This is a genomic window from Streptococcus sanguinis (assembly GCF_003943735.1).
GTDB lineage: Bacteria > Bacillota > Bacilli > Lactobacillales > Streptococcaceae > Streptococcus > Streptococcus sanguinis_E.
Genome location: NZ_RJMV01000010.1, coordinates 18,146 through 30,369 on the forward strand (window position 1 = coordinate 18,146; position 12,224 = coordinate 30,369).

The 12,224-nt window shown below is 45.3% G+C and carries 15 protein-coding genes and 1 riboswitch; of the genes, 2 read left to right on the forward strand and 13 right to left on the reverse strand.

Annotated features, from left to right (window positions below; translation table 11 throughout):
• Positions 1 to 86: 86 nt before the first annotated feature.
• Positions 87 to 234, reverse strand: a riboswitch (FMN riboswitch).
• A 116-nt stretch (positions 235 to 350) separates the two neighbouring features.
• Complete coding sequence (locus tag D8877_RS09455; RefSeq protein ID WP_185760213.1) at positions 351 to 854, reverse strand: tRNA (cytidine(34)-2'-O)-methyltransferase; 504 nt, start codon at positions 852 to 854, stop codon at positions 351 to 353.
• Between the two features lie 341 nt (positions 855 to 1,195).
• Between D8877_RS09455 and trkA the strand changes: the two genes are divergently transcribed.
• Positions 1,196 to 2,545: a Trk system potassium transporter TrkA gene (trkA, locus tag D8877_RS09460; protein ID WP_125353162.1), complete on the forward strand. Its 1,350-nt coding sequence runs from the start codon at positions 1,196 to 1,198 to the stop codon at positions 2,543 to 2,545.
• A gap of 5 nt (positions 2,546 to 2,550) precedes the next feature.
• Positions 2,551 to 3,990 (forward strand): TrkH family potassium uptake protein, encoded by a 1,440-nt coding sequence (locus tag D8877_RS09465; RefSeq protein WP_125353164.1) that lies wholly within the window; start codon positions 2,551 to 2,553, stop codon positions 3,988 to 3,990.
• Positions 3,991 to 4,040: 50 nt separating this feature from the next.
• On the opposite strand, the gene yidD is transcribed toward D8877_RS09465, so the two are convergent.
• From yidD to D8877_RS09525, 12 genes are all read right to left on the reverse strand, one after another.
• A complete protein-coding gene (gene yidD, locus D8877_RS09470; RefSeq protein ID WP_072074428.1) occupies positions 4,041 to 4,295 on the reverse strand; it encodes a membrane protein insertion efficiency factor YidD in 255 nt (84 codons plus the stop codon).
• The gene (locus tag D8877_RS09475; protein WP_125353167.1) at positions 4,292 to 5,020 is read right to left on the reverse strand and encodes a pseudouridine synthase; all 729 of its coding nucleotides are present in this window, start codon (positions 5,018 to 5,020) and stop codon (positions 4,292 to 4,294) included. Before D8877_RS09475 ends, yidD begins: the two co-directional genes overlap by 4 nt.
• Positions 5,007 to 5,576, reverse strand: coding sequence for an SMC-Scp complex subunit ScpB (gene scpB / locus D8877_RS09480; protein WP_002894610.1), 570 nt, complete (start codon positions 5,574 to 5,576; stop codon positions 5,007 to 5,009). The genes D8877_RS09475 and scpB overlap by 14 nt, the downstream gene beginning before the upstream one ends.
• Positions 5,569 to 6,279, reverse strand: a complete 711-nt coding sequence (locus tag D8877_RS09485) for a segregation/condensation protein A (RefSeq protein WP_002905143.1) — start codon at positions 6,277 to 6,279, stop codon at positions 5,569 to 5,571. The genes scpB and D8877_RS09485 overlap by 8 nt, the downstream gene beginning before the upstream one ends.
• Before the next feature lie 2 nt (positions 6,280 to 6,281).
• A complete protein-coding gene (gene xerD, locus D8877_RS09490; protein WP_125353169.1) occupies positions 6,282 to 7,013 on the reverse strand; it encodes a site-specific tyrosine recombinase XerD in 732 nt (243 codons plus the stop codon).
• A complete protein-coding gene (gene cbpB, locus D8877_RS09495) occupies positions 7,010 to 7,471 on the reverse strand; it encodes a cyclic-di-AMP-binding protein CbpB (protein ID WP_002897025.1) in 462 nt (153 codons plus the stop codon). The genes xerD and cbpB overlap by 4 nt, the downstream gene beginning before the upstream one ends.
• Positions 7,468 to 7,989 (reverse strand): metallophosphoesterase, encoded by a 522-nt coding sequence (locus tag D8877_RS09500; RefSeq protein ID WP_002923538.1) that lies wholly within the window; start codon positions 7,987 to 7,989, stop codon positions 7,468 to 7,470. The genes cbpB and D8877_RS09500 overlap by 4 nt, the downstream gene beginning before the upstream one ends.
• Positions 7,968 to 8,972: a nucleoside-triphosphate diphosphatase gene (locus tag D8877_RS09505; protein ID WP_125353171.1), complete on the reverse strand. Its 1,005-nt coding sequence runs from the start codon at positions 8,970 to 8,972 to the stop codon at positions 7,968 to 7,970. Before D8877_RS09505 ends, D8877_RS09500 begins: the two co-directional genes overlap by 22 nt.
• On the reverse strand, positions 8,969 to 9,763 hold the full coding sequence (gene racE / locus D8877_RS09510; protein ID WP_002899734.1) for a glutamate racemase: 795 nt from the start codon (positions 9,761 to 9,763) through the stop codon (positions 8,969 to 8,971). The genes D8877_RS09505 and racE overlap by 4 nt, the downstream gene beginning before the upstream one ends.
• Positions 9,764 to 9,861: 98 nt before the next feature.
• Positions 9,862 to 10,110 carry a YneF family protein gene (locus D8877_RS09515; protein WP_002894600.1) on the reverse strand — a complete coding sequence of 83 codons (249 nt, stop codon included), beginning with the start codon at positions 10,108 to 10,110 and terminating at the stop codon, positions 9,862 to 9,864.
• A 56-nt stretch (positions 10,111 to 10,166) separates the two neighbouring features.
• Positions 10,167 to 11,417 (reverse strand): diaminopimelate decarboxylase, encoded by a 1,251-nt coding sequence (locus tag D8877_RS09520; RefSeq protein WP_125341039.1) that lies wholly within the window; start codon positions 11,415 to 11,417, stop codon positions 10,167 to 10,169.
• A gap of 103 nt (positions 11,418 to 11,520) precedes the next feature.
• Entirely contained in the window at positions 11,521 to 12,204 is a 684-nt protein-coding gene (locus D8877_RS09525) for a Bax inhibitor-1/YccA family protein (protein WP_002913238.1), read from the reverse strand.
• Positions 12,205 to 12,224: the final 20 nt, after the last annotated feature.

Consider the following 12,224-nt stretch of genomic DNA (forward strand, 5'->3'; position numbering starts at 1 on the left):
ACTGAAAAAAGCTTGTCAGCTAATGATTATTTAGTATAAGGCTCAGCCCTTAAATAAAGATTAAACGGCAAGAATGCTTCACTGCCTCTCGTCTTCTCCCCTCCAGACTATACTGTCGGTTGTGGAATCTCACCACATCAGCTTGCGCTCGCGGACTTGATTTGGCATTGAGAAAAAAATTCCAATCCAAAAATTACCGCCGGTCGGGAATCTCACCCTGCCCTGAAGACATCATTATCATAACAAAAAAAGCCTGCCAGAGCAAGCGATTTGATTGATGTAATTAAAAATGTTTCAACAATAGTATTCTATCTATCAGGAAAATTTACTGCTTAGATACATTCATTCCGCTACTTCAGCTTATCCGCTTCATACTCATATACCAAATCTAAGCCAGCAAAATTCTGCTGGCGCAGGGCTTCATAGACAATCATACAGACTGTATTTGAAACGTTGAGGCTGCGGACATGCTGGTCGTTCATGGGAATACGCAGGGCCTTTTCTGGATGAGAGCGCATAAATTCCTCTGGTAGTCCCTTGTCCTCACGACCAAACATAAAATAGTGCGAGCTTTCTGCAGCAAAATTTTCCTCAGAATAGACCTTCTCCGCAAACTTAGAAATCAGATAAAGTCGGCCGTCCGTCTGCTCCATAAAATCTTCTAAACTATCATAATAGGTGATGTCCAGCTTATCCCAATAGTCCAGCCCCGCCCGCTTCATCTTGCGGTCATCAATGGGAAAGCCCATGGGCTTGATGATGTGAAGCGGCGAATTAGTCGCGGCGCAAGTACGGGCAATATTGCCGGTATTCTGCGGAATCTGAGGCTCAAAAAGAACGATATGATTTTTCATAATAAGAATATTTTTCCTAGTATTTTTCTTTAGATAAAAAAATAGCCACACTGCCCGGAGTCAAGCTCAGCAAACAGCGTGGTTAAGGCTTCATTAACTTACATCACAACAGGTTTGAGGTAAACCAATGAAGGTACTCATTTAGTATAACACTTTCAGCCTACAAGTCAATAAAAAATGCTCAAAAAGTTGTACTTTTTTTAAAAATATCACAGGAAGATACCATTTTGGTAAAAAAATATTCGGAATTCTATAAATAAGCAAGCTATTCTGTATTTTATAGATGAAATTTAAATGAAAAAAGAGTATGATAGATACATACTTTGGAGGAATCTAAACTTATGAAAATTATCGTTGTTGGCGGCGGGAAGGTCGGAACGGCCCTCTGTCGCTCCTTAGTGGCTGAAAAACATGATGTTATCCTAATTGAGCAGGATGAGGCTGTTCTCAACCAGATTACCAAACGCTATGATATTATCGGTATTTCTGGCAATGGAGCCAACTTCAAAATCCTAGAACAGGCGGATGTTGGGCACTGTGACATCTTCATCTCTATGACCGAGCATGATGAGGTCAACATGGTTTCAGCTGTTCTGGCCAAACGGATGGGGGCTAAGGAAACCGTCGTTCGGGTGCGTAATCCTGAATATTCCAACCCTTACTTTAAGGAGAAGAACATCCTAGGCTTCTCGCTGGTGGTCAATCCTGAGCTCCTAACTGCTCGCTACATCGCTAATATCATTGACTTCCCTAACGCCCTGTCAGTAGAGCACTTTGCCAATGGTCGGGTGGCACTGATGGAGTTCAAACTCAAGGAAGACAGCAATCTCTGCCAGATGAATATTTCCCAATTCCGTAAGAAATTTGGAAATATCATTGTCTGTGCGATTGAGAGAAAAGGGCACTTGGAGATCCCTGACGGCGACTTCACTCTGGAGGCTGGGGACAAGATCTATGTAACAGGTAACCGCCTAGACATTGTTCAATTCCACAATATGGTACGCCCTAGAGTGGTTAAGAGCCTGATGATTATCGGGGCTGGCAAGATCGCCTATTACTTGCTCAATATTCTCAAGAACAGTAAAATTGAGCTCAAAATCATTGAATCCAACCGCAAGCGGGCAAACTTTTTCAGTCAGGAATTTCCTGATCTCTATGTCGTCCATGGCGATGGTACTGCCAAGGATATCCTGCTGGAGGAACGCGCCAATAACTTTGATGCCATCGCTACCCTGACTGGTGTAGATGAAGAAAATATCATCACTTCCATGTTCCTTAATAATCTAGGTGTACAGAAAAACATCACCAAGATTAACCGGACCAGTTTGTTGGAAATCATTGATAACCAAGACTTTGCCAGCATCGTGACTCCTAAAGGTATCGCCGTTGATACGGTTATGCACTTTATCCGCGGTCGCTACAATGCTCAGTTCTCTAACCTAGAAGCTCTGCACCATGTAGCCAACGGCCAAATCGAGACCCTGCAGTTCCAAATCAAGGAAGAAAACAAGATGACTGGTATTCCTCTATCTCAGCTTCATCTGAAGAAAGATGTCCTGATTGCGGCCATTATCCGCCAAGGTAAAGCTATCTTCCCCACAGGCGATGACAATCTGCAAGTTGGAGATAAAATTGTCGTAACCACTCTGCTGCAAAATATCACGCAGATTTACGATCTGTTAGCGAGGTAGGCCCCATGAATAGATCTATGATTCGCTACCTGCTGGCAAAATTACTGCTGATTGAGGCGGCACTGCTAATCGTGCCCATCATCGTCGCTCTAATCTACGGTGAACCTTTAAAGGTCTTTCTCTCTATTGGGGCGACCATGGCTATCCTGCTAGTTTTAGGTGGCATAGGCTCTTATTTAAAGCCCAAGGACCTGCATATCTACGCCAAGGAAGGTGTACTGATTGTAGCCCTTTGCTGGATTCTCTGGTCCTTCTTCGGAGCCCTGCCCTTTGTCTTCTCTGGTCAGATACCGGACATCATCGATGCCTTCTTTGAGGTCAGCTCCGGCTTTACAACCACGGGAGCGACTATTCTCAACGATGTCGGCGTTCTCTCTCATTCGCTGCTCTTCTGGCGCAGTTTTACTCACTTAATCGGAGGAATGGGAGTGCTGGTCTTTGCCCTAGCTATTATGGACAATGCTAAAAATGGCCACTTGGAGGTCATGAAAGCAGAAGTTCCGGGCCCAGTCTTTGGCAAGGTTGTGTCCAAGCTCAAGAGTACGGCCCAGATCCTTTATATCATTTATCTAGCTCTCTTTGCTATCTTTGCCCTGCTTTATTTCCTAGCGGGTATGCCGCTCTTTGACAGCCTTGTGATTGCCATGGGAACAGCTGGTACAGGAGGATTCACCGTTTACAATGACGGTATTGCCCATTACAACAGCTCACTGATTACTTATCTGGTCAGCTTTGGGGTCTTGGCTTTCGGGGTCAACTTTAATCTCTACTATTACTTGCTGATTCGCAAGTTTAAGGCCTGCTTTGGTGATGAAGAGCTTAGAGGCTATCTTTGGATTGTCTTTCTTTCCACAGCCTTGATTGCCTTTAATGTCTTCCACCTCTATCAAGGCTTTGCCAAGAGCATGGAGATTTCCTTCTTCCAGGTAGCCAATGTCATCACAACAACTGGATTTGGCTATGGCGATACAGTCAAATGGCCACTCTTTTCTCAGGTTATCCTGCTCCTGCTCATGTGTATCGGGGGCTCGGCTGGATCAACAGCTGGAGGATTCAAGGTCATTCGAGGGATTATCATTTCCCGCATTGCTAAAAATCAGATTCTATCTACCCTGTCACCTAATCGCGTCCTGACCTTGCATATCAATGGTTCGGTCATCGACAAGGATACTCAACATAAGGTACTGAAATACTTAGCCGTTTATATCTTGATTATTCTAGCTCTCATTTTCATTGTCAGCCTGGATAACAACAATCTCATGACGGTTGTCAGCGGAGTTCTCTCTTGCTTCAACAATATCGGTCCCATGATTGGGACGACAGATAATTTTTCTATCTTTAGTCCTTTTTCCAAACTGCTACTAGCCTTTGCTATGATTGGCGGTCGCTTGGAAATATACCCGATTCTCCTGCTCTTCCTGCCTAAGACTTGGTCTAGAAGATAGGAAATATTCAGAGAATATAGGTATATATAAAAGTCACACTAGATACTTATCTAGTGTGACTTTTTTCTTGAATTATTTCTTCTCAGACTGAAATGGTCTGGTACAGGATCCTCTCCCGGCTGAGACCAGGGATGACAGCGGAGAATGCGCGCCAAGCCCATCAAAACTCCTTTAGCACCATGCTTCTGGATAGCCTCTATCATATAGTTAGAGCAGGTGGGCCGAAAGCGGCAAGATGGAGGGAAAGCAGGCGATATGAAGCGTTGATAAAAGCGGACAGGAGCAATAAGCAGTTTCTTTATCATTTCTTGGTCTTGGTTACAGCCAGTGTATGCAGCTGGCTGACTTCTTTTTTATTGAGCTTACGATACTCACCAGGCTTGAGGCCAGTTAAGTCCAAATGACCAAATCGAGTCCGTGAAAGCTTATCTACTTGCAATCCGACCGCCTGGAACATCTTCTTGACCTGATGGTTACGGCCTTCGTGGATGGTCAGCTGAACGACCGAGCGATTTTTCGCTGGATCAACCTTGATAATCTCATAAACCGCTGGCTTAGTTTTGCGCCCCTCGATCTCAATACCACGAGTTAGAGGACGAAGAACTTCTTTATTGGCCAATCCTTTGACACGCGCCACATAGACCTTGTCAATCTCATTGCGGGGATGAATCATCTCGTCGGTAAAGTCCCCGTCATTGGTCAGAATGAGAATGCCAGAAGTATCCCAGTCCAAACGACCAACCGGATAAATCCGCTCCTTGACCTGAGGCAAGAGCTCTACGACCGTCTTACGTCCCTTGTCATCACTGACAGAGGAAATGACCCCGCGCGGCTTATTGAGGAGGTAATAAACCTTCTCTTCGTTATAGATAGGTTGGCCTTCTACTTCCACACGGTCGCCAGACTTGACGTTCGTCGCCAGTTCTCGTACCACTTGGCCGTTTATACTGACCTTCCCCTGCCTGATTAGCTCTTCTGCCTTACGGCGGCTGGCTATCCCAGCATGAGCGATGTATTTATTGATTCTCATCGATATCTGTCCTTTCAATAAAGAGCTGGCTTTCTTCAGCAACTAGCTCTGTTTCTTCGACAATCGGCAGTTCATCTAGGTGATTGATCCCCATATAGTCTAAGAAATAATCCGTTGTCACATAGAGATTCGGCCGGCCAATGACCTCTTTTTTGCCATCCTCTCGAACCAGTTCAAAAGCCAAGAGCTTGGCTAAAGCACCGCTGGAATTAACCCCGCGAATGTCGTCTATTTCCACCCTTGTAATCGGCTGCTTATAGGCAATGATAGACAAGGTCTCCAGCGCTGCCCGCGACAGACTTTGATTGATTGGTGCCCGTGAATAGGCCCGCAGAATCTCAGCAAACTCAGGCTTTGTGACCAGCTTGTATGTCTTTGAGGTCTCCAGCAGGGTCAGACTGGAGTCTGGATTGGCTTCATATTGCTCAGCCAACTTCTCCAAACTCTGAATAACCCCGGTCGGCGGCAAAGATAGGATTTCTGCCAATTGATGAACCTTGAGTCCATCTTCTCCCGCCACAAAAAGCAGGGCTTCAATCTCTGCTAACTTACTCATTTCCTCTTCCTACTAAATAAATATTTCCAAAGTTTTCTTCCTGAATGACTTGCACTTCCTGCACCTTGACCAATTCCAAAGTCGCCAGAAAGAGAGTAATAACTTCATTCATGTCCTTGGTCTCTGCAAAAATCTCCTGCAGAGCCAGACGGCTCTTACCAGCACAGCGTTGGCGCACCACATCCATCATGTCCTCAATCTTATACTCGTCTCGCACAATGGTTGTGTGGCTCTTAGAAAACTCCTCTTGCTTCTTGGCGATAACCTTGGAAAAAGCCAAGAAAAGATCTATCGTTGACTTGTCATGCAGGAGCTCAGCATCTTCATAAACCAGCTCCAGCTTAGGCTTAGAGTAATAAAGAGCCCGGTCATCATGCTGGAGCGACATTTTCTCACCCAAGAGCTTGAACCTGCGGTATTCCTCGATCTGGCTCAAGAGGTCTTGCTCTAAATCATCTTCCAGCTCAGCATTATCCGCCACCTTAGGCAGAAGCTTGCGGCTCTTAATCAGCATGAGCTGGCTGGCCATGACCATATACTCGCCCGTCACTTCCAGCTTCATGGCCTGCAAAGTAGCCACATAAGCCAGATACTGCTCGATGACCTCTGTAATGGGCACATCATAAATATCCACCTGGTACTTAGATACGAGGTGGAGCAGCAGGTCCAGCGGGCCTTCAAAATCTTTTAGTTTGATATCCATTTTTATCTGTATTTTTCTAGTGTAATCATGGTTTTCAAGCCCAAATCTTGGGCAATATCATAAAGGCCAATCCCCTTCTCCCTCTGGCGCAAAATAAACTGCTCACGCAGGCTTTGGGCAGATAGACTGGCTTGTCCCTGCTCAATCAAGAAGGCCTCTAGCTGACGGAAGCCCCATTGACGAGAATAGGATTTGCCGTTTTTCTCAAATAAATATGTCCCTGTCAGATAGTCTTCCAGCTCACCCGTCAAGCTCTCAGGAATCTTGATGACCCGCTTCTGACCGGCCTTTTCAATCTTCAAAACCTGAAAGTCAAGATTGACATCTGCCACTCTGACCTGCAGAATCTCACTGGGCAGCAAGCCCATTTCCAAGATAAGAAGAGCCATCAGCCGCCCCCTGGGAACTCTTGATTCCTGCCAAAAAGCAGACAGATCCAGCAGTTCATTTTCCTGCTCCTTCGATACGGAAACCTTGGGCAGGACCAAACGGTGGAACTCCTCAATAAGCTGCTGCTGATAAAGGAAGTAGAGAAATTGATTGACTGCTGAGAGCTTCCGCTTCTGAACAGCTGCCTTAAAATCCTTGATAGAGGCCTGATAAATCCGCAGATTTGTCTCGCTAATCCGGCCATGTACTTCCTCGATAAACTGCTCCAAATCATAAGAATAGGCAATTTTAGAATTTTCTGAGATATCTTTTTGATTTAAAAACGGTCTAATGTATTCTTTCATTTTTTGCGAATTTCGTACTTCTTGCTAAAGCCGTGCAACAAAGAATTGACAGCTTTCAAAATGGACTTTCTAGTAATAATTCCGTAAAAATGCTGATCCTCGCCCACAACCGGCAGGAATGACTCGTCGACCAGCTTATGAAGTACATCTGATACAGTATAATCTGGCCCAACTGTCAAGTCGTCCATTTTAGTCATATGGACGATGTCTGTCATCATGAATTCCTCTTCTGGTAAATCATGGCGCATGCGATAGGACATGATGTCTGTCAGGGAAATCGTGCCAACAAACTTTTTATCTGCTGTCACGACTGGTACACGTGAGTAAGTCATCTGGCTCAGCAGTAGGATTGCATGATCCACATTGTGGGTGTCAATCATAACCGCCAGATTTTCCCCAGGCGTCAAAAAAGTTTCTTCATGTTGCAGCAGATAGTCTTCAAATTCCTTAGCAATCATCGGCTAAACTCCTTAGACAAGCTTGGATAAAGTTCATGATTTCGTGTATAGAAATCAACTTTAAAGCGGTCATCATCAATCTCTACCTTAGCGTAGAGACGTTCGTTAATCAGGCCGCGTGGCTGGCTGATGGAGCCCGGATTCAGAAAGAGCGTTTTGCCCTCCATTCGAGCATCTGGGATATGCAGGTGACCATAGAGGCAGATGTCTGCATTAACCTCTTGTGCCCACAAATCCAGCTTTTGAAAAGAAAAGTTGATATGGAAGAGATGTCCGTGGGTCTGGGCAATAATGGTCCCCGCCAAATCCGTCACCAAGCGTTCTGGATAGCCGTCATAAAAGTCCATATTGCCTGCCACAACCTGAATCCCTTGCCATACCTCATCATCAGAAGGAAGCTCAGAGTCTCCGTTATGGAAAATCGCATCTACCTTTCCAATATAATGATTCCTAATTTCTTCTACAATAGCACGGTCGCCATGAGAATCACTCATGACTATAATGGTTTGCTTTGCCATGCTGGAAATACCTCCACTAATTTCTTAACTGCCTGAGCCCGATGGGATTGCGCATTTTTTTCTTCCATCGTCAGCTCAGCAGACGTTTTTCCTGTTTCTCCCACTAAGAACAAGGGATCATAGCCAAAGCCATTTTCCCCTTTTGGCTCATGGGCAATGTAGCCCGGCCAATCCGCTTCGACTACCAGAGACTCCCTATCAGGACTAGCCACCACAAGGGTCGTATGAAAATGGGCCGAGCGGTCCTTGACATCAAAAACCATAGCCAACTCATGCAGGAGCTTGATGTTGTTTTCATCGTCTGTCGCGCCTACTCCAGCGAAGCGAGCCGACCAGACTCCAGGTAAGCCGCCTAAAACATCGACCTGCAGACCTGAGTCGTCAGCTAGCACCATTTTACCGGTCAGTTTACTGATGGTCTCTGCCTTGAGCCGCGCATTTTCCTCAAAGGTAGTTCCTGTCTCTTCGACTTCTGGCAAATCAGGATAATCATTGAGATTTTCAACCTTGTAGCCCAGCTTATCAAAGAGTTTGCGAAACTCTGCTGTCTTTCCTTCGTTACGAGTCGCAATCAAGATGGTATCTCCGACAGCCATCGCGGTCTCCTGCCCCTGACCAAAAAAGTCAGTCATCTTAACTCCATCCTTAGACAGGAAGAAGACCTTGCGCAGCAAGTCCTTTTCTGTAATCAGAATAGCCCCCTTATGACTGGTCGCCTTAAAATCCCGCTTCTGGCGGTCGTTAATCATATTGAGGACAAACTGGATATAGGACATGGGAGAGCCGTATTTGACCACAACTGTGGTAAAAGCGTTGTACTCTTCATCCAAATCCCGCTCAATCAGCTCACTCAACTCTGCATCTATATGCTCCAAGAGCCTGTATGGGATGTCGTTGAAATGATAGCCGGCCTTGCGAAAGCGGGTCCATTCTCCGATATACCAATTGTTCTCGTCAATGTATTCATAAATTTTATTTGTCATAAGCTTACATGCTCCACATTCACTTTCAGGCCCAGCCAGCTTTCTGCAATCTCCGAAAAGCTCTTGGCATTGGCAGTTGTGTAAAATTGGTGATTGAGCTCCTGTTTTTCCCGACTGCGGTTGATTTCAAAGTAATTGAGTAGGACAGAAATATCCCGCACGCACTCTGCCCCGCTGTCAATCAGCTTCACATTTGGTCCCATCCTATTTTGAATAATAGGCCGGAGCAAGGGATAGTGGGTACAGCCCAAGACAAGGGTATCTACCCGACCAGCTAAAGGCTGCAGGGTTTCATAGACAACTTTTTTAGTAAGACTGGAATGAAGTTCATTGGACTCTACCAAAGGTACAAACTTAGGGCAGGCCAAACTTTCCACCTGCATCTCCGGCGAGAGCGCTTCAATCTTCTGACGATAGATATCAGAGGAAACAGTCATTGGTGTTCCAATAACACCGATACGGCCGCTGGCAGTTGACTTAATAGCCGCACTAGCCCCCGGCAGAATCACGCCCAGTACTGGAATATCCAGTTTTTCCTTCACTTCTTCCCAGACAACAGCAGTCGCTGTATTGCAGGCAATGACTATCATCTTAACATCCTTGGTCAGGAGGAAGTTGACCAATTGCCAGGTATAAGCGCGAATCTGCTCAGCAGGCCTAGGGCCGTAAGGAGCCCGCGCTGAATCTCCGATATAAATGACCTCTTCGTGGGGGAGCTGCCGCATGAGCTCACGGACTACAGTCAAACCGCCCACTCCTGAGTCTAAAAAACCGATTGGTCGATTATCCATAAGGTCTTCTTTCTAAAACAAGGGACTGGAAGCCGATTCCAAATCCCCATTTTTTTATAGATTTTCTCTGCTGGTATTAAAAGCCAGCCTCTAGAAAATTATTTTTTCTTTTTGCTCTTAGCAAGCGCAGCTTTCTGCTGGCTGATAATTTGACGATAAACTTGCTGTACTTTCGCTTCATTTGGCCGTTGACCGCTAGCGCTAAGCAAGGTCCGAACTGCTTCTACATTCAGACGCGGATTTTCTGCAAATTCCTTCTCCACTTGACGACGAAGCAGATACATACCCAAGATCACGCCTCCAGCAAATGCTGCCATAATCAAGAAAATTGCTAAAACTAAATTCATATCGAGAACTCCTCTATTTCCATTTTTACATTGCTCTTCATTATATCAAATTTTCTCTATTTTTCAAAATCAAAGCCATACAGTGTCGCAAAATAATCTTCTGGTTTTTCAGCCCGACGAATCATGCGAATATTGCCATCTTGTTCCAAGAGAATTTCGCTGGAGCGGAGCTTGGCATTGTACTGATAACCCATAGAAAAACCATGAGCACCCGTATCGTGAATCACTAGTGTATCGCCAATTTGGCTGACAGGCAGCGGGCGATTAATAGCAAATTTGTCGTTATTCTCGCAGAGGCTGCCGACAACATCCACAATCTCTGTCTCACCCTTAGGTCGATCCATATTTGTAATGTGGTGATAAGAACCATACATAGCTGGACGCAACAGATTGACCGCAGAGGCATCCACCCCCAGATAGGTTCGGTAGGTCTGCTTCTTATGGGTAACCTTGGTGACCAGCAGGCCATAAGGCGCCAGCATAAAGCGGCCCAGCTCCGTATAAATCTTGACCTGTCCTAGGCCAGCTGGAGTTAGAATAGCTTCATAGGCCTGACGAACTCCTTGACCGATGACCGCAATGTCATTTTCCTCACCTTCAGGCTGATAATTAATGCCGACTCCGCCAGATAGGTTGATAAAGTCCAGCTCAACTCCTGTCTCAGCCACTACTTCCACAGCCAGCTTAAAAAGCTGACGGGCCAGTTCAGGATAGTAGTCATTGCTGACAGTATTTGAGGCCAAGAGAGCATGAATGCCAAACTTCTCAGCCCCAAACTCCTTGAGCTCTTTGAAAGCTTGAATCAGCTGGTCCTTGGTCATACCAAACTTGGCTTCTTCTGGATTATCCATAATGCTGGTTCCCAGCTCAAAGACACCACCAGGGTTGTAACGGCAGGAAATAATCTTTGGAATACCCGCAGAATCCTTCAAAAAAGCCACATCTTCATAGGCATCCAGATTGATAGTCGCTCCAAGGTCACGTGCAAACTGAAATTCCTCAGCTGGTGTGTTATTGGACGAAAACATGATATCCTGTCCAGCAAAGCCTAGCTTTTGGCTCATGAGCAGCTCAACATAGCTGGCACAGTCCACTCCACAGCCTTCTTCTTTGAGGATTTTTAAAATAGCAGGATTGGGAGTAGCCTTGACGGCAAAATACTCTTTAAAGCCTGGATTCCAAGAAAATGCTTCATGCAGGGCACGCGCTCTTTCCCGAATTCCCTTCTCATCATAAAGATGGAAAGGGGTTGGAAACTGATCCGTAATCTCAGCTAGCTTTTCACGACTGACAAAAGGAGTTTTCATACTATTCTCGCTTTCTATTTGCTGGCTTTATTATACCATAAATCCATAGGAGAAACAAAAAGCACTGGGCAAGCGCCCAATGCTTTAGTCTTATTTAGCTGAGTTATTTGTTTCTTCCAAAAATACGCAGCAAGCTGAGGAAGAGATTAATGAAGTCCAGGTACAGATGCAGAGCCAGCGAAATTGCCCAGCCATTCCCTGGATTGCCATTGGTCTGCTCATAAACATAGCGGATCTTCTGATTGTCCCAAGCGATGAGTCCTGAGAAAATAAGGACACCAACGATACTGATGATAAAGTCCAAGCCACTGCTTCTCAAGAAGATATTAAGGAAGCTAGCAGCGATAATACCAATCAAACCGGCCATACAAGCTCTGCCCATTCCAGAAAGATCCTTCTTGGTCACCTTGCCGATGAAGCCCATAGCAAAGAACATAACAGTCGTTGTCAGAAAGGCTAAGAGAACAGTTGACTGAAGATACAGCGCCATGATAATACTTAAGGTAAAACCATTGATGGCTGAATAAGCTAAAAACATAGGCAACGCCGCCGGACTATTGCTCCGAGCAGTTCCAGATGCTACCAACACAAGGATAAACTCAACTGCAATAGCCGCATAGAAAATCCAAGTGGAGCCTGTCAGAACAGAGATAATAATGTCCTGAAAGAAGTTCAGCATCAAGAGGGATACGATTGCTGAGATTCCGATACCGACACCAACGATAGAATAAATCTTGGCATAGAAAGAATTAATATCTGATTGATCTTGAATAATAGAATGATTCATAGTTACTCCTTTTATAATTA

Excerpts from the sequence above, each read along its gene's own strand:
- D8877_RS09455 (WP_185760213.1), bottom strand. The coding sequence starts at position 854 with ATGAAAAATCATATCGTTCTTTTTGAGCCTCAGATTCCGCAGAATACC.
- trkA (WP_125353162.1), top strand. The coding sequence starts at position 1,196 with ATGAAAATTATCGTTGTTGGCGGCGGGAAGGTCGGAACGGCCCTCTGT.
- D8877_RS09465 (WP_125353164.1), top strand. The coding sequence starts at position 2,551 with ATGAATAGATCTATGATTCGCTACCTGCTGGCAAAATTACTGCTGATT.
- yidD (WP_072074428.1), bottom strand. The coding sequence starts at position 4,295 with ATGATAAAGAAACTGCTTATTGCTCCTGTCCGCTTTTATCAACGCTTC.
- D8877_RS09475 (WP_125353167.1), bottom strand. The coding sequence starts at position 5,020 with ATGAGAATCAATAAATACATCGCTCATGCTGGGATAGCCAGCCGCCGT.
- scpB (WP_002894610.1), bottom strand. The coding sequence starts at position 5,576 with ATGAGTAAGTTAGCAGAGATTGAAGCCCTGCTTTTTGTGGCGGGAGAA.
- D8877_RS09485 (WP_002905143.1), bottom strand. The coding sequence starts at position 6,279 with ATGGATATCAAACTAAAAGATTTTGAAGGCCCGCTGGACCTGCTGCTC.
- xerD (WP_125353169.1), bottom strand. The coding sequence starts at position 7,013 with ATGAAAGAATACATTAGACCGTTTTTAAATCAAAAAGATATCTCAGAA.
- cbpB (WP_002897025.1), bottom strand. The coding sequence starts at position 7,471 with ATGATTGCTAAGGAATTTGAAGACTATCTGCTGCAACATGAAGAAACT.
- D8877_RS09500 (WP_002923538.1), bottom strand. The coding sequence starts at position 7,989 with ATGGCAAAGCAAACCATTATAGTCATGAGTGATTCTCATGGCGACCGT.
- D8877_RS09505 (WP_125353171.1), bottom strand. The coding sequence starts at position 8,972 with ATGACAAATAAAATTTATGAATACATTGACGAGAACAATTGGTATATC.
- racE (WP_002899734.1), bottom strand. The coding sequence starts at position 9,763 with ATGGATAATCGACCAATCGGTTTTTTAGACTCAGGAGTGGGCGGTTTG.
- D8877_RS09515 (WP_002894600.1), bottom strand. The coding sequence starts at position 10,110 with ATGAATTTAGTTTTAGCAATTTTCTTGATTATGGCAGCATTTGCTGGA.
- D8877_RS09520 (WP_125341039.1), bottom strand. The coding sequence starts at position 11,417 with ATGAAAACTCCTTTTGTCAGTCGTGAAAAGCTAGCTGAGATTACGGAT.
- D8877_RS09525 (WP_002913238.1), bottom strand. The coding sequence starts at position 12,204 with ATGAATCATTCTATTATTCAAGATCAATCAGATATTAATTCTTTCTAT.